The sequence below is a fragment of the Bradyrhizobium sp. SZCCHNR1098 genome, assembly GCF_032489375.1.
Classification (GTDB): Bacteria; Pseudomonadota; Alphaproteobacteria; order Rhizobiales; family Xanthobacteraceae; genus Bradyrhizobium.
Map to the genome: position 1 here is coordinate 261,197 of NZ_JAUEXY010000011.1, position 26,811 is coordinate 288,007.

A 26,811-nucleotide genomic window follows, 5' to 3' on the forward strand; every position below is an offset into this window, starting at 1 on the left:
GCCCGGCTCGGCCACACATGCAGCATCGATGATGCTCAGCGCGGGCGCGCGGCAGCGCCCAGGATGTCCTGTGTGGCGCGACCGAGCCGCCTGGCGGCATCGGCGAGATCCTTCGCTGCAAAGCCCGAATAGCCCAGGATGAAACCGTCGGGCCCGCGCTGCACGATCCGCGCATCCGACAACAGCCGGCATTCGATGCCGGCGCGGTCGCGGATCAGTTTCGCTGCGCCCTTCGGCGCTGCCGGCGGCAAGGTCGCCAGCAGATGCAACCCTTGCGACGGCGCGGCCAGTTGCAGGCTTCCCTTGCCATGCCTGGCGAGCGCCTCGGCGACGACATCGCGCGCCTGGCGGTAGCGCGGACGCAGCCGCCGCATGTGGGCCGCGAGCACGCCGTCGGCCATCAGGTCGGCCAGAGCGTCCTGCATGAAGGCCGGCGGAAACCGGTCCTGCGCCGCGCGCGCTGCGACGACCCGCGCGACCAGCGCCGACGGCACCACGAGGTAGCCGAGCCGCAGTCCCGCGAACAGCGTCTTGCCGAAGGTGCCGAGATAGATCACGCGCTCACCGCCGATTCCGGCCAGCGCCGTCAGCGGCGGGCCGGCAAAGCGGTATTCGCTGTCGTAGTCGTCCTCGAAGATGTAGGCGTCCGCCCTGCGCGCCCAGTCGAGCAGCGCGATGCGCCGCGCCATGCTCATCGCAACGCCGGTCGGAAACTGGTGCGATGGCGTGACATAGGCGGCCTTGGCCGCCGTGTACGCCTTCTCGCCCGAGCTGACCATGACGCCTTCATCATCGACGGGAACGGGGACCAACTTCGCGCCGGTTGTGCTCAACGTGTGGCGCGAGGCGACATAGCCGGGGTCCTCGAACCAGACGGGATCGCCCGGCGCAAGCAACGCGTCGATGCACAGCCGCAGGCCATGCTGGGTGCCGCTCACGATCAGGATGCAGCTTGGGTCGCAGCGTACGCCGCGATTGGCGGCAAGGTAGTGCGCGACCTGGGTGCGCAGATGCAGGCTGCCGCGCGGATCGCCATAGCCGAGCTCGTCGGGCGCGGCGCGGGCAATGCGGCGCCGGCTGGCTGCGGCGAGTCGCCTCAAGAGCGCGGGATCGACCAGCGTGTAGCCGAGCGCGAACGGCCGACGCGGCGGAATGCGAACATCCAGCTCGGCGACCGGCGCGGCGACCTGCGGTGCGGGCAGCCGGGCGGCGACATAGGTGCCGGCGCCGTGGCGCGCCTCGACCAGGCCATCCGACAGCAGCGCCTCATAGGCTGTGACGATCGCGTTGCGGCGGACGCCGAGCTGCTCGGCAAGCCCTCGCGTCGAAGGCAGACGAAGGCCGGGCAGGAGCAGGCCATCGACGATGCCGCTCCGCAGCGCGCCGTGCACCTGCTGCGACTGGCTGCGGATGGCACGGTCGAGGTGGATCGGCAGCGCCAGCACGTCGTCGCGGCGCCGCGAAGTGGTTGCTTGCTTTCGCATCGAAGTGGAACTCCCGGCAACCACTTTGCCATGGCATGACGTCGACGGAAACAGGAGACTGACGATGTCCGAGCAACAGATGCCGAGCTATCCCGTCGACGACACCAATCGGGTCAAGCGGCGGCATCAGCGCGCCCACTACGATCATGCGACCGTCCATGCCCTGCTCGACTCCGCAACGCTGTGCCACGTCTCGTATGTCATCGACGGCCAGCCCTATTGCACGCCGACGCTGTATTGGCGCGAGGGAACGACGCTGTATTGGCATGGATCGAGCGCCAGCCGCATGCTGCGCAGCCTGTCCGAGGGACAGCCGGCCTGTCTCACCGTCACCCATCTCGACGGCCTGGTGCTGGCACGCAGCGCCTTCCACCACTCCGCCGACTATCGCTCGGTGATGGCGTTCGGGCATGCCCGGCTGATCGAGGATCAGGCCGAGAAGGCGCGCGCGCTGGTGATGATGGTCGATCGCCTGTTTCCCGGCCGCACTGCAAGCCTGCGCCCGACCACGGAGCAGGAGCTCAAGGCCACGTCAGTCGTGACCATGGACATCGAAAAGGCATCGGCGAAAATCCGCGCCGCGGGCGTCATCGATGATGAGGAGGACTATGCGCTGCCGATCTACGCCGAGCGCATTCCGGTGCACACCCTGATCGGGCCGCCGGAGCCCGATGGCCGCTTGCTGCGGGGCGTCACCCGTCCCGCGACGCTGGCAGGTTTCAGCGCTGGACGGCGGCTCGATGAGACGCTGACGGAGGCCTATGCGACGAGCTATCCGGCGCCCTAGTTCACGCGCGGCAATGTAGGGTGGGCAAAGGCGCGCCCACTCGTTGCTTTTGCGACGTGCTGCCTGACCGCGCCGTGCCCACCATTTCACCGCGACGCGTGGCGGGTACGGTGGGCACGTCGCTTCGCACGATGCTTTGCATCGCGCGGAGCGCCTTTGCCCACCCTACGACTCTTCTCACCGCTCGATCATCCTGTTCCAGCGCGTATTCCACTCCGGGCGCCTGGCGTTGATGACGTCCCAGTCGAGCGTGACGGCGCTCTTCATGTAGCCGTGGAAGGTCGCGAGCTTCTGCTCGGCTGCCGGAGTCGTGGCTTTCGCGGTGGTGTTGGACGGCACGATGTTGCCGGCCGCCAGCGCCTTGGCCTGCGCTTCCGGCGACAGCAGATAGGCGGCGAGCTTCTGCGCCAGTTCGGCTTCGGAGTTGTTGGCGATGACGCATTCGGCGACCATCAGCACGACCGAGCCTTCCTTCGGCTGGGCATACTCCACCGGAATGCCCTTCTCCTTCAATGTCGACACCGCAGTCGGCGTCAGCGGGAAGATCGCGGCCTCGCCGGTCTGCGCCATCTCTGAGATCTTGGCCGAGTTCGGAATGTATTCGAGCACGTTCTTGCCGATCGTGTCGGGAAACGCCTCGAAGCCAGGCTCGACATTGGCCTCGTTGCCGCCCTTGATGCGGTTGAACATCAGGAAGGCGTGCAGGCCGAAGGTCGAGACCGAGGCCGATTGGAACACGACCTTGTCCTTGTATTTGGCATCGGCCAGATCGAGCCAGGAGGTCGGCGCCGCCCAGCCCTTCTCGTCGAACAGCTTCTTGTTGTAGGCAAGGCCAGTCATGCCGATGTCGATGCCGGCGGCGATGTCGTCCTTGAGCCGTGCGAACGGCTCGAGCTGCGCCAAGCCATCGCTCGGCTTCAGCTTCTCGCACAGCCCGAGACCGGCGGCGCGGATCATCACGCCGTCGTCGAGAAACATCACATGCATCTGCGGCCTGTCCTTGGCCGCGATTGCCTTGGCGAGGATCTCCGAGGAGGTGCCGGGCACGACGACGATCTTGACGTCGTTGGCCTTCTCGAACTCCGGGAACACCGCCTGCGTGTAGGTGCGCTCGAAATTGCCGCCGTTCATGCCGACATAGAGCGTCTTGGTTTCGGCGTACGCGGAGGCGGTTGCAAGCACGAGCGCGAGGGCTGAGCCGAGCGCGGCGCGAGCATCGATCATGGCGAGGTCTCCTTCGATCCTGTCGTCATTGCTGCTTGAGATGCATCGCCCGGCTGCGATGCGGGTGAGAAACGGGTGATGGCGAAAGGGGCGATCGGCGTCGAGGTCTCGCCGTCGCGCACCAGCTCGGCCAGCACCTCGCCGGCCCCCGGTGCGATCTGGAAGCCGGCGCCAGAGAAGCCGAAGGCGTGAATCAGTCCCGGCGTCGTGGCGCTCGGGCCGATCACCGGGTTGCGGTCGGGCATCGTCGCCTCGGTGCCGCTCCAGAACCGGATCGCCTGGGCATGGCGGACCGGACCAAACAGCGCGCTGGCGCGCTGCATGATCGCAAGCACGCCGTCACTGCGCGGGCGCGAGTAGTCGGGATCGTCGAGTGGCGCAGCGCGCTCGCCGCCGACCACGACATTGCCGCGCGCCACCTGCCGCGCATAGATGCCGCCGCCTTCGATGCCGATATTGACGCCGAGAAATGGATCAAGCGGCTCGGTCACGATCATCGATGGATAGGTGCGCTCCAGCGGCACCGGCTCGTCGAACGCGCGCGCCAAGCCGTCGGCCCAGGCGCCGGCGCTGTTGATGACCGTACGTGTCTTGATGGTAACGTCGCCGGCCTCGACCACGAAGCCCTCGAACGTCCTGGTGGCGCCCGTGACCTCCGTGTTCTCCAGCACCTCGGCGCCAGCGCGACGCGCCGCTGCGGCGAAGGCGGTGGCGACCAGCCGGGGATTGGCGTGGCCGTCGCCGGGGCAGAACGAGCCGCCGACGACGCCGCCCGTGATGCCGAAGCGCTCGCGCAGTCGATTGTGGCCGATCAGCTCGAGAGCGAGCCCGAACGGCGCGACCTCGGCGGCGTAGCGCTCTAGGCTCGCCATGTCCTCGGCATTGCGCGCGAGCTTGAGATGGCCCGAGCGCAGGAACTCGCCGTCGATGCCGATCAGCGCCCTCAGCTGCGGCCAGATCGCATGCGCGCGCTGCGACAGCGGCAGTTGCTCGGGCGGGCGGCCCTGGCGGCGCACGCCGCCATAGTTCACGCCGCTCGCCTGCGCGCCACAGAAGCCCTTGTCGAGCAGCGTGACGGAGAAGCCCATGGCGCGCAGCGCCAGCGCGGCGGAGCTGCCGACCAGCCCGCCGCCGACGATCGCGACATCGCAGTCAATGCGCCGGGTCATGCTGCCTCTCGTCGAGGGAAAGGCTGGCGGCCACCGGGATCGGCTTGATCGGCGCCTGCGCGCGCAGCCGGCCGACGGCGCCGATGTCGCGGCGCGTCTGCGCAGCCAAGAGCTCCGCGGCGGCCGCGCCGCATATGCGGCCCTGGCAGCGGCCCATGCCGATGCGCGTCACGGCCTTCAGACGATTGATCTCGGTGAGCGAGAAATCCCTGATCGCGCACCGCGCCGCGCCGGCATCGATCTCCTCGCAACGGCACAGCAGCGTGTCATCGGCGATGTCGCCCGCCCAATGCGATGGATAGGGAAAGGCGGCTTCGAGCCCGTCGCGCAGCCGGTCGATCCTCGCAAGCGCATGTTCGAGGACGGCGGCGCGCATGGAATCATGCGGCTGGCCGCGATCCTCCAACAATGCCAGCGCGGCCCGCTCGCCGGCGGCTTCAGCGGCATCGGCGCCGGTAATGCCGGCGCCGTCGCCGGCGAGGTACACGCCCGCGATGCTGCTGCGGCCACTGACGTCGCGAACCGGACGATGCGCGCGGTCGCGCGCATCGAAGCGAAAGGCGCAGCCGGCGAGATCAGCAGCCTGAGTCTCCGAGCGCAGACCGAGGCCGTAGCCAACGCCGTCGCAGGTGATCGCGTGTTCGCGCCCACCGGCCCGATAGACGATGCGCGCCACCCTGCCCTCGCCCTCGATCCGGAGCCGGGAGACGCCGAACCGCACGCAAGTGCCGCGCAGCGTCAACTCCACCGCCATGCGCAACCCACGCAGCACGATGCCCGGCGCGAGCGGCAACGCGCGCAGCAGATTGAGCTTCGCAGACAAGGGCGCCGCGTCGAGCACGGCAGCGACATCGACGCCGGCCTTCATGTATTGCCAGGCAACCAGATAGAGCAGCGGGCCGGAGCCGGCGAACACCACGCGTCGGCCGATCGCGCAGCCCTGCGCCTTGAGCGCGATCTGCGCGCCGCCGAGCGTGAACACGCCCGGCAGGGTCCAGCCGGGGATCGGCAGTACGCGATCGGTCGCGCCGGTCGCGAGGATGAGCCCGTCATAGCTGACCCGCTGGCTGATACCCCCACGCAAGATGTCGGCCGCGCCGTCGCGCAGATTCCACAGCAGCGTATTTGGCTGATAGTCGATTGCAGTACGGAGCGCCGCAAAGTCGTGATGCAGCCGCGCGGCCTTCGGAGCCTCCGAGCCGTAGCGCGCGCGGTTATCGCGGCCGTCGGGGCTCAGCGGCTGGCGATAGATCTGGCCGCCACAGGCGTGGCCCTCGTCGATCACGACCGGCCGCAGGCCGGCGGCGACGAATGTCATCGCGGCGCGGATGCCGGCCGGACCGGCGCCGACGATCAGGGGCGGCGCGCGCTCAGCCATGGCTGCGTCCCCGCTGCGTGACGATGTGCATGCCCGCGGTGAGCGGCGTCGTGCAGGCGCGCAGCCGCTCGCCGCTTGCGAGCTGCACCCAGCAGTCCTGGCAGGCGCCCATCTGGCAGAAGCCGGCGCGCGGCGCGGCGGAGAACTCGCTGTGGCGCAGCCATTCGACGTGACAGAGCACCGCCGTCAGAACGGTGTCGCCGGCGCGGCCGTCGCAGGGCACGCCATCGATCGTGAAGGAGATGACGGCGCTATCGTTGCGAACCAGGCGATGCAGCAGCGGCATGGTGTCAGCCCTGCCCGACGAGGATCTTGTCGAGACCGAAGATGCGGTCGAGCAGCAGCATCGCCGCCGCCGTCACCGCGATCATCAGCGCCGATACCGCCGCCATCATCGGATCGATGGACTCGGTCGCGTACATGTACATGCGCACCGGAAGGGTGACGGTGGCGGGCGAGGTGATGAAGATGGACATCGTGAGCTCATCGAAGGAGTTGATGAAGGCGAGCAGCCAGCCGCCGGTGATGCCGGGCAGGATCATCGGCACGGTGATGCGGCGAAATACGATCCAGCGCGAGGCGCCCAAGGTCACGGCCGCCTGCTCAGCGCTGCGGTCGAGGCCGGACAGTGCCGCCAGCACCAGCCGGAGCACATAGGGCGTGACCACGACGATGTGGCCTGCGGTGAGCCAGAGCAGGCTGCCGGTGGCACCGACGAGCGCGAACAATCTGAGCAGCGCAACGCCGAGCACGAGATGCGGGATCATCAAGGGCGACAGGAACAGCGCGTTCAGCGCCGCGCGGCCGCGGAAGTCGTAGCGATCGAGCGCGAGGCCGGCGGCGACCGCGAGCACGACCGCGATCGTCGCGGCTGTCGCCGCGACCCACAGGCTGTTGAGGAAGGAGGCGACGAAATCCGGATGCGCGAACACGGCCGCGAACCAGCGCAGCGAGAACTGCGTGGTCGGCAGGGTCAAGGTGTTGGCGGGCGTGAACGCGACGAGGCAGATCACGATCAGCGGCGCCAGCACGAAGCCGACGACGAGCGCGTGAAAGACAAGCGCGATGGGACCATTGTGGCGCATGCCGCTCACCCCAGCGTCCGCCTGGCGCGCGCCTCGACCAAGCGCTGGTAGACAAGCATGATGACGAGGTTGATGACGAGCACCAGGATCGCGATGGCCGCGCCGAGCGGCCAGTTCAGCTCGTGCATGTACTCATCATAGACCAGGGTCGCCGCCATCTTCAGCCGACGGCCGCCGAGCAGCGCGGGGATTGCGAACGCGGACGCTGATAGTCCGAACACGACGAGGCACCCCGACAGCAGGCCCATCGTCACCTGTGGCAACACCACCCGGCGCAGCGCGGTGAAGCGCGAGGCGCCGAGCGTCCAGGCGGCGGCCTCGACCATCGGATCGAGCTTCTGCAGCGAGGTCCAGACCGGAATCACCATGAAGGGCAGCATCACATGCACGAGCGCGATGACGATGGCGGTCTCGGTGTAGAGGATCCTGACGGTGCCGAGGCCAACCGCGCGGAAAGCCTCGTTCACGAGGCCGGTGGGGCCGAGCAGCATGCTCCAGCCGAAGGCACGCACCACGACCGAGACCAGCAGCGGGCCGATGATCGCGAGCAGGAACGCCGAGCGCCAGGGCTCGCGCATGCGCGCCAGGATGTAGGCCTCGGGCGCCCCGATCGCTGCGCAGACCAAGGTCGTCAGCGCCGCAAGCCGCAGGGTGCGCCAGAAGATATTGAGGAAGTAGCTGTCGGAGAGGATGGCGATGTAGTGCGTCAGCGTGGTCTCGTCCTTGACGCCGGTCGCGGCGTCATAGACGTGGAGGGACAGGATCAGCGTGAGCGCGAGCGGCACGACGACCAATGCGGCGAACAGCAGCGCGCCCGGCGCCGCCAATAACCATGGTGTCGCACTGGCGCGCCCGCTGCTCATGCCGGTGACGCTCCGTCCGGCTTGGACGCGTGCGCGCTGGCGCTGCTCCAGGCGAGCCCGACCCGATCGCCCTCGCGCGCCGGCTCCTCGCCTGCATTGGGCAGGGAGACGCCGATCACCCCGGCCGGGGTCTCCACGGTGAAGAACCAGGCGCTGCCGAGGAAGAAACGCGCCTTGATGCGGCCGTCGAGCACGCCGGCGCCGGGAGCGGCCAGACCGATCTTCTCCGGCCGGATCGCCAGCACGGCAGCCGCGCCCTCGGCGAGACCAGCGCCCTCGCAAGGAAGCAGCGCATGGCCGCCGATCTCGACGCCATTGTTGCGCCAGATGCCGGACAGTCGGTTCATCTTGCCGACGAAGGAGGAGATGAAGGGCGTCGCGGGGCTCTCATAGAGACGATAGGGCGCATCGACCTGCATGATGCGCCCGTGCTCCATCACCACGACGCGGTCGCTCATCGACAGTGCCTCGCTCTGGTCGTGGGTCACCATGATCGTGGTGGTGCCGATGCGCTGCTGGATGCCGCGCAGCTCGAACTGCATCTCCTCGCGCAGCTTGGCGTCGAGATTGGACAAGGGCTCGTCGAGCAGCAGCACCGGCGGATCGATCACCAGCGCCCGCGCCACCGCGACGCGCTGGCGCTGGCCGCCGGAGAGCTGGCGCGGATAGCGGTCGGCGAGGGCTGCGAGCTGCACCAGCGCCAGCGCCTGTGTGACGCGGCTCGCGCGCTCGGTCCTGGCCACCTTGCGCATCTCCAGACCGAACGAGACGTTCTGCGCCACCGTCATGTGCGGAAACAGCGCGTAGCTCTGGAACACGATGCCGAGGCCGCGGCGATCGGGCTTCTCGTGGGTGATGTCGCGGCCATCGAGCGTGATGCGCCCCGACGTCGGCTCGACCAAGCCGGCGATCATCTGAAGCGTCGTGGTCTTGCCGCAGCCGGACGGACCGAGCAGCGAGATGAACTCGCCCTTGGCGACGCTGAGACTGACATCGCTGACCGCAGCGACATCGCCGTAGAGCCTCGTCAGACCGTCCAGCGTCAGGAAACCCATGCGTCCTCGCGCGGGAGGCTCCCTTCGCCATCGGCAGGGATCGCCGCCCTGGGGCTCTTTCATGCCGGGGAGCGAACCAGATGGTCAATCGTGAATTCCGATATCCTGAATTTATCTCTTTCGAATTTTGATATATGAAATCTTATCTTCAAACTGCGCGCTCCCATTCAATCAATCAGATGACTGCATCCGACACCGACTCTGCCTCCAGCTTTCGCCGGGCCCTGAAGCTGCTGCGCATTCTCGCCGAGGGCGACCCCGACGGGCTGCGGCTGAAGGACATCGCCGAGGTCGCAGGCTGCAGCCAGCCGACCGCGCACCGCATGCTGCAGGACCTCGCCGCGGAGGGTTTCGCCGAGCAGGCCGCTGGCAAGCGCTATCGCCTCGCGCTCGACTTCTACGTGCTGGCCGCACGCGCCGGCCAGGCCAGCGGGCTACGCGACGCCGCCCGCCCGGCGCTGCTGCGCCTGTCCGCAACCCTGAGCGACACGATCTTCCTGCTGGTGCGCAACGGCTTCGATGCGGTCTGCCTCGACCGCGTCGAGGGTCCGTTTCCGATCCGCTCCTTCACCGGCGACATCGGCGGCAAGGTGCCGCTCGGACTCGGCCAGGGCAGCCTCGCCATTCTCGCCAACCTGCCCGAGGACGAGCAGGAGGCGGTGATCCGCTTCAACATCCCGCGCCTGCTCGATCGCGGCTTCCTCGACGAAGCCTCGCTGCGCAGTGCGCTGGCGCAGGCGCGCGCGCAGGGCTGGGTCAACACCAGCACCGGGCTCATTCCCGGCATGGCCGGCGTCGGCGTGCCCGTGCTGGACGCGCAGGGCCGCGCCGTCGCGGCGCTCAGTGTCGGCACGCTGGCCGAACGGCTGAACGCCGATCGCCTGCCGCATGTGGTCAAGATCCTGCAGGGCGAGGCGCAGGCGCTGGCCGGCAAGCTCAACCCGTTCGACGTGGCTCTGCGCTATCCGTCACGCAGTCTGAGCACGATCGGGGGAAGTTGACCTTCTGCGTCACAACCACCGTCATTCCGGGGCAAGGCCGAGAGGCCTTGAACCCGGAATCTCGATGTTGTCTTGCATCCACTCTCAACAATTTCGAGATTCCGGGTTCAATCGCCAACGCGCAGCCGCTTCGCGCCTTCGCATTGACGATGGCCCGGGATTGACGGTGGAAGCGTAACGAGTCCGCCCCCTAGCGCAGCAGAGACAATCCTACCTTCGCGGCCTACATCACCCACTCGGCACGGATGCCGCCCGGCTGTGCCGCCGCGCTCTCGGGTTCGCGCCAGGAGAACGCGAACAGGTCCGACGGCTCGACCTGTTCGAGCTCATTGCGGACAATGTCGCGCGCGATCACGACGATGAAGGGCGCCGGCAGTTTTTCGGCCGTCAATTGCCGTGGCGGCGCGAACATCGTGCCGACGCTTTCGACCAGCAGCGGCCGCGGCGCCTCCTGGACCTTCACGAGACCCTTGATGCGCAGCAGCCGCTCGCCGAGCGCGCCGGCGACATTGTCGAGCCAACCGGAGAGATCGGCATAGGCGATCTCAGCCCGCGGGCGGACGAGGCAGAGCGCGAGGCGCGGATGCGCGGTTGCCAGATCGGGGGCGACCTCGCGTAGCGGCAACGCGGCTACGAGGGGTGCGAAGGCGGCCGAGACGATGGCTGCCCGATCAGCGCCGGCAACGACCTCCGCCACCGGGTTGAGCTGCGCGATCGTAACCGGCGCCTCAGTCAGCGCCTGCGGCGCAAGATCAGCCTTGGTCGCGACGATGCGATGCGCCGCCGCCCATTGCGCCGCAGCTTCCTCGAATGTCGCGACGGCGAGCCCTCGCGTCAGGTCATAGGTTGCGACGACCGCGACGCGCATCCGGTGCTCGGCCAGCGTCGCGAGCTGGCGCAGCACCGGGCCGGGCATCGCCAGGCCCGACGTCTCCAGGATGATCCGGCGCAGGGGCGGCAGGCCGGCGGGGCGCGGCGCCATGATCAGGCGGTCGATGGTGAAGGCGAGATCGCTGCCGACCTGGCAGCACACGCAGCCGTTCGACAGCATCGCCATCGGCACGTCGTCGCCGCTCTCGCGCAACAGCACGCCGTCGAGCCCGATTTCGCCGGCCTCGTTGACGATCACGGCGGTGTCGGACGCGGTCTCCACGCCGAGCACATCACGCAGCAGCGAGGTCTTGCCCGAGCCGAGGAAGCCGGTGAGGACGAAGAAATCGGTGATGCCGGCGCTCATGGCGCGGCGGCGTCCTTGGTCGCGTACTTCTCCGGCACGTCGCTCTCCCAGCTCGCCTTCACCAACTCGCGGACGTCGGCCAGCAATTCCTCGGTATCGTAGATGATGCCGTCCTTGATCGTGTATTTCAGGCCGCGGTGCCACTCGACCGCGTTGGTGGCGTCGTTGAAGCGCATCGCGCCGGTGCCGTAGAGCAGCTTGAAATCGGTCAGCGGATTGTGGTCGTGCACAAGGATGTCGGCGCGCATGCCGATGTCGATGGTACCGATCTCGTTCTCGAGGCCGCACAGCGCCGCGCCCTGCGAGGTCGCCGAGCGGATCACCTCGAGCGGATGGAAGCCGGCCTCCTGCAACAGCTCGAGCTCGCGGACATAGCCGAAACCGAAGATCTGGTAGATGAAGCCGGAATCCGAGCCGGTGCAGACCCGGCCGCCACGGTTCTTGTATTCGTTGATGAACGCCATCCAGAGCCGGTAGTTCTCCTTCCACTCGATCTCGTTCTGGGTCGACCAGCGATACCAGTACGAGCCATGGCCGCCGCGCTGCGGCGTGAAGTAGTCCCACATCGACTTCCAGGTGTACTCCTTGTGCCAATAGGCCTGGCGCGCCCGCATCAGGTCGCGGTTGGCGTCGTAGATCGTGAACGTCGGCACGAAGGTGAAGCCAATCTCCAGGAACTGCTCCAGCACCTCGTTCCACTTCGCCGATCCCGGCTCGGCGCCCTGCCCGAACATCTGGCCCGACACCGAGAAGCGGAAATATTCGTCGGTGTAGTTGTAGTCGAGCGGGAAGTTCTGGATCACGCGATCCTCGAACAGCGCCTCCGGCAGGCCGTAATAATGCTCTGCGCTGGTGAGGCCCCAGCGCGCCGTGGTCAGGGCGTTCATGCGCGACACCGCCATCTGCGCGTGATGGCAGCCGGTGCGCAAGCCGAGCGTCTTGCACTCGTCGAGCGCGGCCTCCATGATTGCCGGCGGCGCGCCGAAGAACTTGATGCCGTCGGCGCCGCGCTCCTTCACCGCACGCAGCCAGCTCCGGCCCTGCTCCGGGGTGTAGATCGTCTTGACCATGTCGTTGACGGCCGGGAAATAGGCGTAAGCCAGCAGCCGCGGCGAGGCGATGGTGTTGTCAGCCGCACGCTGCTTCTGGTCGAGCATCCAGGACAGGCCGTTCATCGAGCCCATCTCGCGCACCGTGGTGACGCCGTGCGCAAGCCAGAGCTTGTAGACATAGTCGACCGGTGGCACCCAGCCATTGGCGGAGTGATAGGCGACGCCGGCATGGGCGTGGCAGTCGACGAAGCCCGGCGTCACCCATTTGCCGCGGCAGTCGATCTCGTGGTCGGCCGGTTCGCCAGCGTTGCCGGCATAGCCGTAGCCAACGACCTTCTTGATGCTGACGATGCGGCCGTCCTCGACGATGATGTCGACCGGCCCGATTGGCGGCGCGCCGGTGCCGTCGATCACAATGGCGCTGCGCAGCGCCAGCCGTTTGAACGGCCCGATGCCACGATCGCGCGACGTGGCCTTCGGCACGATCGGCGCCGCGCCCTTGTTCCTGATGAAGGCGAGCTCATCGCCGGGCAGCGTCGTGGCTTGGTCCGTCATTCCCGCGTGTCCTCATTGTAGAAACGTAGGGTGGGCAAAGCGCAGCGTGCCCACCATGCGTCTAGCCTCTGTCGAGATGGTGGGCACGGCGCTTCGCGCCTTTGCCCACCCTACGTAGTTGTAATCCCGTCATTGCGGGCGCAGCGAAGCAATCCAGGGTCGAGAAAAACGTCTGGATTGCTTCGTCGCTGCGCTCCTCGCAATGACGCCTAACGCCCTACCCCGTCCGATATCGCCGCGCGAACGCCACGCTGCCGAACACCGTGAAAGCCATGGTCACCGCGAGCAGCATGAAGGCGAGCGCGGCGCCCATCGGCCAGTTGTTGCCGCGCACGAACTGGTCGTAGACGGCCGGGGCCATCATCTTGAATCGCGGGCCGCCGAGAAGCACCGCCGTTGCATAGGTGTTCATGCACAACACGAACACCAGGATCGAGCCGGCGGCCACGCCGGGGCCGGACAGCGGCAGGATCACCCGCCAGAACACCCGCGCGCCCGAGGCGCCGAGATTGGCGGCGGCATATTCCAGGTCGCGGGGAATGCTTTCGATGACCGCCGAGAGCGTCAGGATCATGTAGGGCAGCACCACGGCGATGATGCCGATGATCACGGCCTTGGTCGTGTACATGATCTCGAGCGGCGCGGAGATCAGGCCAAGCTTCATCAGGCTCGTATTCACGAGCCCGTCGCGCGCGAACAGCGCCATCCAGCCGGCGGAGCGGACGACGTTGCCGACCAGCAGCGGAAACAGGGTCGCGATCACGACCAGGCTCTTCCAGCGACTCTCCATGCGGCCGAGCCAATACGCCGCCGGAAACGCCAGGATCAGCGTGAGCAAGGTGCACAGCAGCGCGATGCCCAGCGTGGCCAGGATGATCTGCTGGTAGTACGGATCGGTCGCAGCCTTGATGTAGTTGTCCGGCGACAGCGCCTGCACCATCAATTGGGTCGGGCTGAACTGGTTGAGCGAGATCCGGAACATCAGGATCATCGGCCCGACCAGCAGCGCCAGGACCAGCAGACAGGCAGGAACGACCAGCAGCGCCATCGCGCGAGCTCCGATTGCAGATGAGCGGCGCATCAGCCGCATGCTCCTGCGGCCTGCGCCGCAGGAGCGGGAGTTCAAGACTTACGCCTTGAACTCCTTGTTCCAGAAGTCGAGCGTGCGCTGCGAGCGCCCTGCGGCATAGGCATAGTCCGGCTTCAGCAGGCGGGCGCGCTCAGCCTCGGTCAGGCTGACCTGCTTGGCGAGGTCCTCCGGCAGCACGGCGTCGGTGACGGTCGGGACGTAGCCCATCTTGTCGGCGAAGCCGCCTTGCGCCTTGGCGTCCAGCATCGCGTCGAGATAGGCGAAGCCGCCGGCCTTGTTCTTGGCGTTCTTCGGCACCGAGGCCTGGAACACGATCGCCGGCGTGCCCTCCTTCGGCACGACATGGGCGAGCGGGATGCCGGACTTCTTCCACATGAAGCCGCGGGCGAGCCACATCGTGGTCAGCCACACCTCCTCCGACTTCAGCGCCGCGGCCAGCGCTTCGTTGGACGGATAGATCTTCACGTCGAGCGAGCGCCATTCCATCAGCTTCTTCTCGGCCGGATCGAGATTGCTGACGCCGCCGCCGCCGGCGAGCGCCGCCGCCAGCGTGTTGTTGGGATAGAGGATGTCGGCGAGGCCAATGCGGCCACGCCATTTCGGATCCCACAGATCGGCGAAGGATTGCGGCGGCGTCTTCACCTGGTTGGTGTTGTAGAGGATCACCTGCGCCGAATAGATGTGCGGGATCGCGATCTCGCTCCGGAGCTCCGGGAACACCTTGTCCAGCCGCTTCACCTGCGCCGCATCGACCTTCTCGAACACATCCGATTGCGACACGATGTAGGCGTCGTTGTCGGACAGGCAGGCGACGTCCATCGAGCCGCGCCGGCTCTGCCGCTCGGCCAGCAGCTTGGTCTTGCGCGGATCGGCATTGGCGACGTCCTGCACGATCTCAAAACCCCTGGGCGTCATGATCGGCTTGTCGATGATATCGGAGAGCAACTGGCCGTAGTCGCCGCCCCAGGTGCCGACCACGACCTGTCCGCCCTCGGCGCGCGCAGAGGGCATGCCGGACGCCAGCGCGGCGACGCCGGCGCTGGCAGAGAGAAAGTGACGTCGCGAAATCATGGGAGAACCTCTCGCTGTGAATGGATGGTGTTTACGAAGCTGTCTGCGGCACGAGACGCGGGACCTTGCGATCCCATTCCAGGGACACGGGATCGTTCGGTTTGAGTGTTGCCAGCGGCTCGCTCGCGTCGGGCGTTGGCCTGACGGCCACCAGCGTCTCGTCGCCGATCGCCACCACATATTCGCTCTGCGCGCCCATATAGGTGATCGCCAGCACGCGGCCGCGCACCTCGCCGGACTCACCGGCCACCACGGCAATGCGTTCAGGCCGCAGCGCGAAAGCATCGGCATCGTCGCGCTCGCCGCTGGCGACATCGACCGGTAGCAGCAGGCCGCCGTTGGTGCGGAACTGGCTCTCGTTCGCCCGCCGGCCCGCCACGATGTTGCAGCGGCCGACGAAGTCGGCGACGAACGCATCCTTCGGCGAGTCGTACAGCTCCTGCGGCGTGCCAATCTGGCGGACGCGGCCGCCCTCCATCACCACGAGGCGGTCGGCCATGGTCAGCGCCTCCTCGCGGTCATGCGTCACCATCAGAGTGGTCAGGCCGAGCCGCTGCTGCAGCGCGCGGATCTCGAGCCGCACCTCGGCGCGCAGCTTGGCGTCGAGATTCGACAAGGGCTCGTCGAGCAGGAAGATGCGCGGATTGATCACCAGCGCCCGCGCCAGCGCGACGCGCTGCTGCTGCCCGCCGGACAATTGCCGCGGCAGCCGGTCGGCGAGATGCGACAGCCGTACCAGCTTGAGCGCGTCGGCGATCTTGATCTTTCGCTCGACCGCATTGAGGCCGCGCATCTCCAGGCCGAAGCCGACATTGTCGGCCGCGCTCATGTGCGGAAACAGCGCATAGGACTGGAACACCATGCCGGTGGCACGCTTGTAGGCCGGCAGATGCGTGACGTCCTCGCGGTCGAACAGCACGCGGCCGCTCGTGGGCGGCAGGAAGCCCGCGACCATGCGCAAGGTCGTCGTCTTGCCGCAACCGGAGGGTCCGAGCAGCGCGACCAGCTCGCCCTCATGGACGGCGAGATCGAGCCCCTCCACGCCGATGGAGGTGCCGAAGCGCTTGGTCAGCTTCTCGATGGTGAGCTGCGCCATCACACCACCCGCGACAATTTGACGAAGCGATCGGTCACCACCATCAGCAGTCCGACCAGCGCGATCTGCACGGTGGCGACGGCGGCGAGCGTCGGATCGATGCGGAATTCGAGATAGTTCAGCATGGCAACAGGCAGCGTAATGCGGCCGGGACCGACCAGCAGCATCGACAGATCGAGATTTTCAAAACTCTGGATGAAGGAGAACATCGCGGCCGCAACGATCCCTGAGCGCATCATCGGCAGGGTGATGCGGCGGAACACCGTGAACGGGCTCGCACCAAGATTGGCGGCGGCCTCCTCGGCGGCTCGGTCGAGCCCCTGCAGGCTGGCGACGACGAGCCGCACCGTCCAGGGAATCGCGAGCAGCGTATGCGCGGCCACGAGCCCTTCCGTCGTCGCCTTGATGTCACGGTCGAGCAGATCCTCGGCGAGCACGTAGAACATGTAGAGGCCGGAGCCGGCGACCACGCCGGGCACCGCCAGCGGCGCCAATAGGAACGAGCTCAGCGCCTGCCGGCCGCGGAACTCGCCGCGCACAATGGCGAGCGCAGCCGCGGTGCCGACGGGCACGCCGATCGCGGTGGCGAGCAGCGCGACCTGGAAGCTGGTCACGAGGCCGCGCAGGAATTCCGGCTTGCTCAGCGCGTTGGCGTACCACTTCAGCGACAGGCCAGGCGGCGGGAAGCTCACGATCTCCTGCGCGAAGAAGCTGGTCACCACGATCATGATCACGGGCGCGAAGATGATTGCGTAGGCGACGACGATCAGTGTCCGCACTGCGAATTGGCCGAGTGATGGTTGTCCCGTAAAACGGAACAGCATTGCAGACACCTCAACAAACAGATCAGCAACTTGTGCGGCGGCATCGTAGTCGGCAGCTCCGCTGCCGCCAAGCCTGCGACACGAGTTATCGCAATGCACATACGCATGGGCGGAGCGACGCAGCGACGCCGCCATCCTGACGCGTGACGTGGCGCCACCTCCATCTTGGCGCTAGCGCCGTGCGCACCTGCCCCGTCTCCGGCGTGACCGATTTTCGACTTTCGGAATCTTCGAGGACCGCGCAGGCGGACTTGACGCGTGCCGCCAGTCCGTCGCGGCGGCGCGGATTTGAGCAATGCGTGCTCAATTCTTGCACCGGCACGATCCAATATTTTGTGCGCCCACGGACAAGTCATCCCCGCAGGCTCGCACCTAAGCTTGCCGTCGAGCTTGGACCGGGGCGACGGCACCAATGCACCGCCGGACCAGCGCGACACATCGTTCGAAGGAGCTGGCAACATGCAGACGAGGCTATTCACTGGAGCGCGGCGCGCGTGGCTTGCCGCGCTCTGCGCCATCATTGCGACGGGACTTCTCGCGCCGATCGACGCACAGGCGGCGACGCCCGCAGGGTGCGCGGCGCTCAAGGAGAAATATCCGGACTGGAAGGGCAAGACGCTCGTCAACGCCATCAATCCGCACACACCGGGCTACGAATCGATCGACCCGAAGGATCCAAGCAAATATGTCGGCTTCGACATCGACCTCGGCGAAGCCATCGGCGACTGCCTCGGCTTCAAGCTGACCTACAAGCCGGTCACGTTCGCCGCGCTGCTGACGACGCTGGCGAGCGGCCAGGCCGACATCGTCATCTCCGACATCTATGCCACCAAGGAGCGCGCCAAGGCCGCCGACTTCATCACCTACTCCAAGGTGTTCGACGGCGTGCTGGTCGCGAAGGGCAATCCGAAGGGCATCAACGGGATCAACATGACGATGTGCGGCGCGGCGGCTGCCGAGAACACCGGCTATGTCGAGGTGCCGCTGATCCAGGACCTCGCGCCGAAGTGCAAGGCCGAAGGCAAGCCGGAGCCGACGCTGCAGCTCTACGACAACAACGCCAATTGCATCCAGGCCATCCTCGCCGGCCGCGCCGACACCTATGTCAACGACGTCAACACGGTCGACCAGGCGGTGAAGGCCTATCCGGACAAGCTGGAGAAGGCGATCGCGGTGACCATCCCCTATTCGGTCGGCATCGCCGTGCCGAAGGACAAGCCGAAATTCCGCGACGCCGTGCTCGCCGCCCTGATCGAGGTGCAGAAGGAAGGCATCCATCAGGAGCTGCTGAAGAAGTGGCAGCTCGATCCCGCGAACTTCAAGGAGCCGGATATTTTGACGGCGGACTAAGAGCACCGCTCCGTTTGACGCGAGAGATAGCGGCGAAGACGGCGCGCTCCCCTCCCCCTTGCGGGGAGGGGGTGGGGGTCCACAGATGACGGTCTTTGCTGGGCACCCCCCTCCCCACCCCTCCCCCACAAGGGGGGAGGGAGCGCACCGGCTCCTCGGCGACACTCCAAGTTCAGCGGCTGACGTGTGCATGTGAGCCAACTTCGTAGGGTGGGCAAAGCGCAGCGTGCCCACCAACGCTGTTCCGAAACACCACGGTGGGCACGGCGCTTCGCGCCTTTGCCCACCCTACGGCACTCATCAGGCTGCAATCACCGATGTCCCTCTTCCTGCACTATCTCAGCATGCCGTATCTGCTCATGGGCATCGAGCTCACGCTGCAGGTCACCGCGCTCGGCCTGATCGGCGGACTGGTCCTCGGCCTCATCCTCGCCGGCATGCAGCTCAGCCGGTTCTGGCTGCTGGCGGCGATTGCGCGCGGCTATACCGTGATCTTCCGCGGCACGCCGCTGATCCTGCAGATGGTGTTCGCCTACGACGCATTGCCGCATATCGGCATCAAGCTGCCGGCGGTGCTGGCGGCGGGCCTCGCGCTCGCCTGCAACGAGGCGCCGTTCATCGCCGAGATGCTGCGCTCCGGCGTGCTCGGCGTCGATCGCGGCCAGCTCCTGGCCGGCCAGGCGCTCGGCATGACGCCATCAGTGCTGATGCGCCGGATCATCGCGCCGCAGGCGATCCGCACGATGATCCCGGCCTTCGGCAACGAGGCGGTGAGCGCGCTGAAGAACTCCTCGCTCGCCTCCGTCATCGCCGTGCAGGAATTGACCTTGCGCTCGACGCAGCTCGCCTCCTCCACCTTCGACTTCTTCTCGATCTTCTTCGCCTCGGGTCTCATCTATCTCCTGCTGACCGGCGCGATCAGCGTCATCCAGCTCGCGCTGGAATGGCTGCTCGATCTCGACCGCACGGCCAAACAACGCAAGCTGGTGGACTACCTGCCATGGCGCCGCGTCGATCCGGCGGCAAAGCTGGACCTTGCGAAGACCGCACCTACCGTCGAGGCCGCTCCGCCGGAGCCCGCCGAACTGAAAGAAACGCCGCCCCTCGCCCTGTCGATCGAGGATCGCGCCAGGCGCGCCGCGACCATCGCCCGCAACAACGTCGCGGTCGAGGTCAAGGAGCTGCGCAAGGCCTATGACGGCAACAAAGTGCTGGACGGGCTCGATCTCACGGTGCGCATCGGAGAGGTGATCGCGCTGCTCGGCCCCTCCGGCTCCGGCAAGAGCACCTTGCTCCGCTGCATCAATCATCTGGAGAACTGGGACGCCGGCGAGATCCGCGTCGGCGGCCGCAAGCTTGGCTTCGACGAGCAGGGGCGCAGGCTGACGCCGCGCGCGGTCGCCAACGAGCGCGCCAATGTCGGCGTCGGCATGGTGTTCCAGCAGTTCAACCTGTTTGGGCATCTCACGGCGAAGGAGAACGTCGCAGGCCCCTTGCGCTGGGTGCACGGCCTGGGCCGGTTCGAGGCCGACCGCCGCGCGGCCGAGTTGCTCGACCGCGTCGGCCTGTCGCATCGCGCCGATGCGCTGCCGCGGCATCTCTCCGGCGGCCAGCAGCAGCGCGTCGCCATCGCCCGCGCGCTGGCGCCGAACCCGAGCGTGCTGCTGTTGGACGAGCCGACCTCCGCGCTCGATCCCGAGTTGGTCAACGAGGTGCTGGAGGTGATCCGCCGCCTCGCCGTCGACGACGGTCTGACCATGATCATCTCGACGCATCAGATCCGCTTCGCCGACGAGGTCGCCGACCGGGTCGCCTTCCTCAATGGCGGCGTCATCCTCGAAGAGGGACCGGCCCATGAGGTGCTGACCAACCCGCGCCACCCGCTGACCGCGCGCTTCCTCTCGGTGATGGAGGCAGAGCGGCCGAAGGATGCGGTCGCATGAGTTCATCCTTCACGTCAACATCAACGATCTCGCGTCCGATCTTTCATGAGGCCCTTGCATGAAGCACCATCTGCTGCCGGTGTCCCCGAAGACCATCCATTGGGGGTATTTTTCCAAGGTGGTGACACCGGCTCTCACCTTGCGCTCCGGCGACCGCGCCACGATCGAGACGCTGACGCATCACGCCAATGACGACTATGAGCGCATGATCAAGGACGATCCCGGCGCCGAGAGCGTGTTCAAGTGGACCAGAGAGCACAAAGCGGTGGCGCGGCGCGGCTCGGGGCCGACCGAAGGGCCGTTCATCCGCGGCTCCGGCGAGGGCGTCGGCGTGCATCTGCTGACCGGCCCGGTTGCGATCGAGGGGGCCGAGCCAGGCGACGTTCTGGAGGTGCGCATCCTCGACATCAAGCCGCGGCCGAGCCGGTGCGGCTGCCATGCCGGCAAGTGCTTCGGCTCCAACGCCGCCGCCAATTGGGGCTTCCACTATCACGACCTGATCGAGGAACCGAAGCCGCGCGAGGTCATCACCATCTTCGAGCTCGACACATCGGGCGAGCCGTTCGCCAAGGCGGTCTACAACTACGTCTGGACGCCGCAGACCGATCCCGACGGCATCGTGCATCCGACCATCGACTATCCCGGCGTGCCGGTCGACCACACCACGATCAGGAAGCGCGAGAACATTTTGCCGAACATCAAGGTGCCGGCGCGGCTGCATTTCGGCACCATGGGGCTCGCGCCCTCCGAGGCCGACTATGTCTCCTCGATTCCGCCGAGCTACACCGGCGGCAACATCGACGACTGGCGCATCGGCAAGGGCGCGCGGATGTATTATCCGGTCGCCGTGCCCGGCGCCTATTTCTCGGTCGGCGATCCCCATGCCGCCCAAGGCGACAGCGAGCTCGGCGGCACCGCGATCGAGACCTCGCTGACCGGCGACTTCGAGTTCATCCTCCACAAGAAGAGCGACCTTGGCGGCACCCAGCTCGAAGGACTGACCCATCCGCTGCTGGAGACCGACCAGGCCTGGTCCGTCTACGGCTTCACCTATCCGAACTATCTCGCCGAGCTCGGCGCCAACGCGCAGACCGAGATCGCCAACCATTCCAGCCTCGACCGCGCGATGCGCGACGCCTTCCGCAAGCTGCGGCGATTCCTAATGACGGTGCATCATCTCAGCGAGGACGAGGCGATCTCGCTGATGTCGGTCGGTGCCGACTTTGGCGTCACCCAGGTGGTGGATGCCAATTGGGGCGTCCACGGCACGATCCGGAAGAACGTGTTCCGGTGTGATTGATTCGACGTTGGTCATAAAAGCCGTCGCGCAGAGGGCAGTGCGCTCCCTCCCCCCTTGCGGGGGGGGTTGGGGTGGGGGTGCCCCGGGCGACACTACCGATGTGGACCCCCCCAAAACCCCTCCCCGCAAGGGGGAGGGGAGCGCACTCAGCGCGCGGCGACAGCGTTGGCTTCAATGAAACCGGGACGAAAGCACTGGCCAGCGCCGACATGCCGCTACGGAGACGACAGACCATGAAACTCATCTGGCACGGGGGTTGCTTCGAATTCCCGGACCCGGGTCGTGCCATGAGTTTTCGTCCGTTCACCAGTGAATCCTACGCGCGGGACGAGCGTCCTGAGGCGTGGCGTGATGTCCTGAACGCGGTCGGGTTGCAGCCGGCTGCCAAGGCGCCGTTCTATGACGGCCATGCGACCGCCTCGCATCGCAGCGCGCCGGGTATCGCGCTGTCGCGGCTGGCGGCGGGCTCGCAGGTCATCACCGCGGTTCCGCAAGCCCATGAGGACCTGCCGATTGCGTTGCTCGCGATCGACGACGGCGCCGTGCTCCGCAGCGGCGACAGCCATCGCATCGTCCCCGCGGGACATCTGATGCTATTGCCGCGCATCGGCGACTGGAACATCGCGTTCCAGCGCGATCTGCGCGCCATCGTCCTCTCCGTGACGTCAGACGCGCTGCACGGCCGGATCAGCGGCAAGCTGAAGCTTGCAAAACCCCAGGTGATCGCGCCGAGCGGTCTTGCCGACGTAGTCTGCCGCACCATCGAGGCCACCGCGCGGGCGCTCGAAACCCTCAGCGATGCCGAATGGAGCACGGTCGCGCAGAGCCTGGTCGATCTGCTGCTGACGCTGGCCCATCAACAAGCGGTGCCAACAACGGAGGCCGGCAGCAGCGCGACGCAGGCGGCGATCCTGCACCGGATCTGCCAGACCATCGAGCGGCGGCTCGACGATGCCGAGCTGACGCCGGCGCGGGTGGCCCAGGCCGAAGGCATCTCAGAGCGCTATCTGCAAAAACTGTTCGAAGGCGCCGGTGATAATTTCAGTCACTACGTCAGGGAACGGCGGCTGCAGAGGGCCTGGACCGACCTGTCCAATCCAGCCGAAGCCAACCATTCGATCTCGGAGATCGCCTATCGCTACGGCTTCGCCGATTCAGCGCATTTCAGCCGCAGCTTCCGCGCCCGCTTCGGCCTGTCGCCGCGCGAGTTCCGGCAGCAGAAGGCGGAACAGGCGATGACGTCGGCGGCCCCGCGCGGTCAGCGCGGCTGGCCGCAGGATGCGCTGGCGCAGCAGCGCGTCTGCGAGAGGCCGGCGGCGGCCAGGAGCGATATCGCCCTGCCCGCGCCAGCCAACGACCAGGACGCGCGGCGGCATCACCATCATCTGGCGGTGTCGGCCGAGCGCGTGCATTGGGGCTATTTCAGCCGCTCGCTGCCGCCGCAGATGGAGGTCTCGTCCGGCGACACGATCACGATCGAGACGTTGACCCAGCATGCCTCCGATGATCCGGAGCTGATGATCTCAGGCGATGCCGCTGCGCTCAGCGTGTTCGGCTGGACCAAGGCGAAGAAGAACGTCGACCGCCGCGGCGCCGGTCCGATGGACGCCAGCGTGTTCGGCCGCGGCGCCGGCGAAGGCTTTGGCGTCCACATCTGCACCGGCCCAGTCGCCATCAAGGACGCGCAGCCCGGCGATGTGCTCGAGGTGCGCATCCTCGACATCGTGCCGCGGCCGAGCCGCAATCCGAAACATGAAGGCCGCGTCTTCGGCTCCAGCGTCGCCGCGTGGTGGGGCTATCACTACAACGAACTGATTGCGGCGCCGGCGCCGCGCGAGGCGGTGACGATCTACGAGATCTTTGCCGGCGACGCCGAGCCGCATGCGCGGGCGCTCTATTCCTACCGCTGGGAGCCGCAGACCGATCCGGCCGGAATCGTGCACGCGACCTACGACTATCCCGGCGTTCCGGTGGCGTCCGGCAGCATCAAGCGCCGTCACGGCGTGCTCGACAACATCCGCATTCCGCTGCGGCCGCATTTCGGCGTGATCGCCGTGGCGCCACGCGAGGCCGACTTCGTCGATTCGATTCCGCCGTCCTATTTCGGCGGCAATCTCGACAATTGGCGGCTCGGCAAGGGCGCGACCGTGTATCTGCCGGTCGCGGTTCCCGGCGCGCTGCTGTCGGTCGGCGATCCCCACGCCACGCAGGGCGACGGCGAGCTCGGCGGCACCGCGATCGAATGCTCGATGACCGGCACCTTCCAGGTCATCCTCCACAAGAAGACGCAACTCGCCGGACAGCCTTTTGCGGATCTCAGCTATCCCCTGATCGAAACCGAGACCGACTGGGTGCTGACCGGCTTCAGCCACCCGAACTATCTCGCCGAGTTCGGCGCGCAGGGCCAGAGCGAGGTCTACGCGACCTCCTCGCTCGACCTCGCGATGAAGGATGCCTTCCGTAAGATGCGCCGCTTCCTGATGCACATCAAAGGCCTGAGCGAGGACGAGGCGGTCGCGCTGATGTCGGCCGCGGTGGATTTCGGCGTCACCCAGGTCGTCGACGGCAATTGGGGCGTGCACGCGATCCTCAGCAAGCGGCTGTTCGAGGATGCGGGCTGAGTTCACGCTAAATCGTAGGGTGGGCAAAGGCGCGCCCGCGAACCTGCGACATCGATCATGATGTACGTCGCGCCGTGCCCACCGCGGCGCATCCGCTGAGGATGGTGGGCACGCGTCGCCTGCGGCGCCGTTTTGCCCACCCTACACATTCACTCGCAGAGGAATCCGACCATGCAGTTCCACATGATCTCCGGCGCGACGAAACCCGTGGCGCCGTTCAGTCACGCGGTCGAGACCGACGGCTTCGTGTTCGTCACCGGTCAGATGCCGGATTCACCGGAGGCACCGGGCGTGCTGCCCGACGGCATCGTGGATCAGACGAAGGCGGTGATGCAGAACTTGAAGTACATCCTCCAAGGTCTCAACCTTGGTCTCGAACATATTGTGATGTCTCGGATTTACCTGACCGAATTCAAGCGCGATTACACGGCAATGAATGAAACTTACCGTTCATTCTTCCCGCCGGGCCGGCTGCCGGCCCGCACCTGCGTCGGCGTCACCGGTCTCGCCTATGACGCGCTGATCGAGATCGATCTGGTCTGCCGAAGACCATAATACCCATTGGTAAACATCTCCTCAACGCAGGCAACCGTCATTCGATCCGGGCTGGGGAGCGTCCCGCTGTTGCCGATTGTGTGCCGAGGCTTGGCGGTGTCAATTCGCCGGACAATTAGGCGGGATCGGGGGAGTGCCATGCCGTACCAGTTTTCCAATCGTCAGCAGATCCGCAAGCCGGCGGTGACCAGCAAGGGCGGCATCGTCGCGGCACAGTCACGGCGCGCCGCCGAGGTCGGTGCCGAGGTGCTGGCCGCGGGCGGCGACTGCGTCGATGCCGTGGTGGCGACCGGCTTTGCGCTCGGCGTGCTCGAGCCGTGGATGAGCGGCCTCGGCGGCGGCGGCGCCATGCTGCTGTACCGCGCCAGGGACAACCACGTCGAGGTGATCGACTACGGCATGCGCGCCCCTGACAGCCTTGACGTCGCGGACTATCCGCTGGCCAACGACGGCAGCGTCGCAGCCGACATCTTCCCCTGGCCCCGCGTCAAGAACGACCGCAATCTGCACGGCCCCGGCGCGATCGCGGTGCCCGGCGTCGTCGCGGGCATGGAGGCGGCGCATCGCCGCTACGCGCGGCTGCCGTGGCAGGATCTCGTCACGCCGAGCGTGAAGCTCGCCGCCGAGGGCCTGCTGGTGGACTGGTGGACCACCGTGATGATCTCGAGCTGCGCCGCAGACCTGCGCCGCTATCCCGGCAGTGCCGCGGCCTATCTGAAGGATGGCTTGCCGCCGAATCCGCAATGGGGCGCCAAGGCGGTGACGCGGCTGCCGCAGGAGCAGTTGAAGGCGACGCTGGCACATCTTGCGAGCGCCGGCGCGCGCGACTTCTACCGCGGCGACATTGCGCGCTCGCTCAGCCGCGACATCCAGGCCGCCGGCGGCGCGCTTTCGGTGGATGACCTCGCCGCGTTCGAGGCGCATCACCGCGAGCCGCTGCGCATTCCCTATCGCGGCGGCACGGTGTTCGCGACGCCGGAGCTGACGGCCGGCCCGACGCTCGCGCACGCCTTGCGGCTGATGCAGGCGAGCGTGACGGCCTCGGGCAAGCTGCCTGATGCAAACGCCTTCATCGCCTATGCCGAAGCGATGCAGTCGGCCTATCGCGAACGGCTCAACGACATGGGCGATGCGCCCGGCAAGCGCGCGCTCGGCGCCGAATATCTGGCACCGGCCTGCACCACGCACTACTCGGTGGTGGACCACGACGGCAACATGGCGGCGGTGACGCAGACCCTGCTGTCGGGTTTCGGCTCGAAATTCCAGGCGCCGCAGAGCGGCATCATGATGAACAACGGCATCATGTGGTTCGACCCGACGCCCGGCACGACGAACTCGCTGGCGCCGGGCAAGCGCTGCCTCACCAACTACACGCCGGTGGTGGCGCAGGCCGCCGACGGCCGCCGCCTCGCGCTGGGCGCCTCCGGCGGCCGGCGCATCCTGCCCGCCGTGGCGCAGCTGCTGTCCTTCGTAATGGACTTCGGCATGGATCTCGACACGGCGATCCACCAGCCTCGCATCGACGCCAGCGAGGGTGACGTGGTCGGCGCAGATACGCGCCTGCCGGAGGAGGTGATGGACGCGCTGACAGCGAAGTTCGAGACCGTGCCGGCACCGGTGCAGACCCTGCCGATGAAATTCGCCTGCCCCAGCGTCGTGATGCGCGAGGGCGACGTGAACAGCGGCGCCACGGAGATCTTCCATGCGTGGGGAGATGCGGTGGCGGAGAGCTGACGCGATCATCGTCGGATTCGAGATATCGCCACGATGACGATGAGCTCCCCTCCCCCTTGCGGGGAGGGGTCGGGGGTGGGGGTCCACGAGTCACGCTCGATGTGAGGAGCGCTGAAGCTCCGCGGCTCCGCGGAGACCATCACCATCGTTGACGCAGGACGCGCTTCCGGCACGTCGCAAGCGGATATCCTGATCCGCGCTTCAAATGGACTCGCATCCTGGAAAATATCGACAGCGCACCTAGTCAAGTTCAGCGCCCGGGTATGAACCGGGCTGAGTCCTGACAATTCAGACCGGGTTGATTCCTGACAGGCAAGCTTCGTCCGATTCGAAGGAG

22 protein-coding genes are annotated in these 26,811 nt (G+C 66.9%); 8 read left to right on the top strand and 14 right to left on the bottom strand.

Annotated elements, in window-relative coordinates:
* Positions 1-35: 35 nt before the first annotated feature.
* Positions 36-1,484 (bottom strand): PLP-dependent aminotransferase family protein, encoded by a 1,449-nt coding sequence (locus tag QX135_RS23630; RefSeq protein ID WP_316178431.1) that lies wholly within the window; start codon positions 1,482-1,484, stop codon positions 36-38.
* Positions 1,485-1,548: 64 nt separating this feature from the next.
* Between QX135_RS23630 and QX135_RS23635 the strand changes: the two genes are divergently transcribed.
* Positions 1,549-2,271, top strand: a complete 723-nt coding sequence (locus QX135_RS23635; protein ID WP_316178429.1) for a pyridoxamine 5'-phosphate oxidase family protein — start codon at positions 1,549-1,551, stop codon at positions 2,269-2,271.
* Positions 2,272-2,448: 177 nt separating this feature from the next.
* Here the strand turns inward: QX135_RS23635 and QX135_RS23640 are convergent, their stop codons facing one another.
* Genes QX135_RS23640 through QX135_RS23670 form a run of 7 tightly spaced genes read right to left on the bottom strand, consistent with a single transcriptional unit; the run spans position 2,449 to position 9,045 of the window.
* Complete coding sequence (locus tag QX135_RS23640) at positions 2,449-3,495, bottom strand: ABC transporter substrate-binding protein (protein ID WP_316178427.1); 1,047 nt, start codon at positions 3,493-3,495, stop codon at positions 2,449-2,451.
* Positions 3,492-4,664, bottom strand: coding sequence for an FAD-dependent oxidoreductase (locus QX135_RS23645; protein ID WP_316178425.1), 1,173 nt, complete (start codon positions 4,662-4,664; stop codon positions 3,492-3,494). The genes QX135_RS23640 and QX135_RS23645 overlap by 4 nt, the downstream gene beginning before the upstream one ends.
* Complete coding sequence (locus tag QX135_RS23650) at positions 4,648-6,042, bottom strand: FAD/NAD(P)-binding oxidoreductase (protein ID WP_316178423.1); 1,395 nt, start codon at positions 6,040-6,042, stop codon at positions 4,648-4,650. Before QX135_RS23650 ends, QX135_RS23645 begins: the two co-directional genes overlap by 17 nt.
* Positions 6,035-6,328 carry a (2Fe-2S)-binding protein gene (locus tag QX135_RS23655; protein ID WP_315771295.1) on the bottom strand — a complete coding sequence of 98 codons (294 nt, stop codon included), beginning with the start codon at positions 6,326-6,328 and terminating at the stop codon, positions 6,035-6,037. The genes QX135_RS23650 and QX135_RS23655 overlap by 8 nt, the downstream gene beginning before the upstream one ends.
* 4 nt (positions 6,329-6,332) lie before the next feature.
* Entirely contained in the window at positions 6,333-7,127 is a 795-nt protein-coding gene (locus QX135_RS23660; protein WP_316178420.1) for an ABC transporter permease, read from the bottom strand.
* Positions 7,128-7,132: 5 nt separating this feature from the next.
* A complete protein-coding gene (locus tag QX135_RS23665; protein ID WP_315771291.1) occupies positions 7,133-7,990 on the bottom strand; it encodes an ABC transporter permease in 858 nt (285 codons plus the stop codon).
* Complete coding sequence (locus QX135_RS23670; protein ID WP_315778961.1) at positions 7,987-9,045, bottom strand: ABC transporter ATP-binding protein; 1,059 nt, start codon at positions 9,043-9,045, stop codon at positions 7,987-7,989. The genes QX135_RS23665 and QX135_RS23670 overlap by 4 nt, the downstream gene beginning before the upstream one ends.
* Before the next feature lie 179 nt (positions 9,046-9,224).
* Here QX135_RS23670 and QX135_RS23675 point away from each other — a divergent pair, with 179 nt between their 5' ends.
* Entirely contained in the window at positions 9,225-10,046 is an 822-nt protein-coding gene (locus QX135_RS23675) for an IclR family transcriptional regulator (protein ID WP_316234319.1), read from the top strand.
* Positions 10,047-10,269: 223 nt separating this feature from the next.
* On the opposite strand, the gene QX135_RS23680 is transcribed toward QX135_RS23675, so the two are convergent.
* The 6 genes from QX135_RS23680 to QX135_RS23705 all read right to left on the bottom strand — a co-directional run bounded on the left by QX135_RS23680 (position 10,270) and on the right by QX135_RS23705 (position 16,971).
* Complete coding sequence (locus QX135_RS23680) at positions 10,270-11,283, bottom strand: CobW family GTP-binding protein (RefSeq protein WP_316178415.1); 1,014 nt, start codon at positions 11,281-11,283, stop codon at positions 10,270-10,272.
* Entirely contained in the window at positions 11,280-12,890 is a 1,611-nt protein-coding gene (locus QX135_RS23685; protein WP_316178413.1) for an amidohydrolase family protein, read from the bottom strand. The genes QX135_RS23680 and QX135_RS23685 overlap by 4 nt, the downstream gene beginning before the upstream one ends.
* Before the next feature lie 217 nt (positions 12,891-13,107).
* Positions 13,108-13,938 (bottom strand): ABC transporter permease, encoded by an 831-nt coding sequence (locus tag QX135_RS23690; RefSeq protein WP_316161598.1) that lies wholly within the window; start codon positions 13,936-13,938, stop codon positions 13,108-13,110.
* A gap of 81 nt (positions 13,939-14,019) precedes the next feature.
* A complete protein-coding gene (locus QX135_RS23695; protein WP_315736636.1) occupies positions 14,020-15,051 on the bottom strand; it encodes a PotD/PotF family extracellular solute-binding protein in 1,032 nt (343 codons plus the stop codon).
* Between the two features lie 31 nt (positions 15,052-15,082).
* Entirely contained in the window at positions 15,083-16,147 is a 1,065-nt protein-coding gene (locus QX135_RS23700; protein WP_316178410.1) for an ABC transporter ATP-binding protein, read from the bottom strand.
* On the bottom strand, positions 16,147-16,971 hold the full coding sequence (locus QX135_RS23705) for an ABC transporter permease (RefSeq protein ID WP_315754810.1): 825 nt from the start codon (positions 16,969-16,971) through the stop codon (positions 16,147-16,149). Before QX135_RS23705 ends, QX135_RS23700 begins: the two co-directional genes overlap by 1 nt.
* Before the next feature lie 459 nt (positions 16,972-17,430).
* Between QX135_RS23705 and QX135_RS23710 the strand changes: the two genes are divergently transcribed.
* From QX135_RS23710 to QX135_RS23735, 6 genes are all read left to right on the top strand, one after another.
* Positions 17,431-18,321 carry an ABC transporter substrate-binding protein gene (locus tag QX135_RS23710; protein WP_315754808.1) on the top strand — a complete coding sequence of 297 codons (891 nt, stop codon included), beginning with the start codon at positions 17,431-17,433 and terminating at the stop codon, positions 18,319-18,321.
* A 317-nt stretch (positions 18,322-18,638) separates the two neighbouring features.
* Positions 18,639-20,264, top strand: a complete 1,626-nt coding sequence (locus QX135_RS23715; RefSeq protein ID WP_316178408.1) for an amino acid ABC transporter permease/ATP-binding protein — start codon at positions 18,639-18,641, stop codon at positions 20,262-20,264.
* A 58-nt stretch (positions 20,265-20,322) separates the two neighbouring features.
* Positions 20,323-21,564, top strand: coding sequence for an acetamidase/formamidase family protein (locus QX135_RS23720; RefSeq protein ID WP_316178407.1), 1,242 nt, complete (start codon positions 20,323-20,325; stop codon positions 21,562-21,564).
* 287 nt (positions 21,565-21,851) lie between these two features.
* Positions 21,852-24,185, top strand: a complete 2,334-nt coding sequence (locus QX135_RS23725) for an acetamidase/formamidase family protein (protein ID WP_316178405.1) — start codon at positions 21,852-21,854, stop codon at positions 24,183-24,185.
* Between the two features lie 171 nt (positions 24,186-24,356).
* Complete coding sequence (locus QX135_RS23730; protein WP_315778978.1) at positions 24,357-24,740, top strand: RidA family protein; 384 nt, start codon at positions 24,357-24,359, stop codon at positions 24,738-24,740.
* Between the two features lie 138 nt (positions 24,741-24,878).
* The gene (locus QX135_RS23735) at positions 24,879-26,474 is read left to right on the top strand and encodes a gamma-glutamyltransferase (RefSeq protein WP_316178402.1); all 1,596 of its coding nucleotides are present in this window, start codon (positions 24,879-24,881) and stop codon (positions 26,472-26,474) included.
* Positions 26,475-26,811 lie beyond the last annotated feature (337 nt).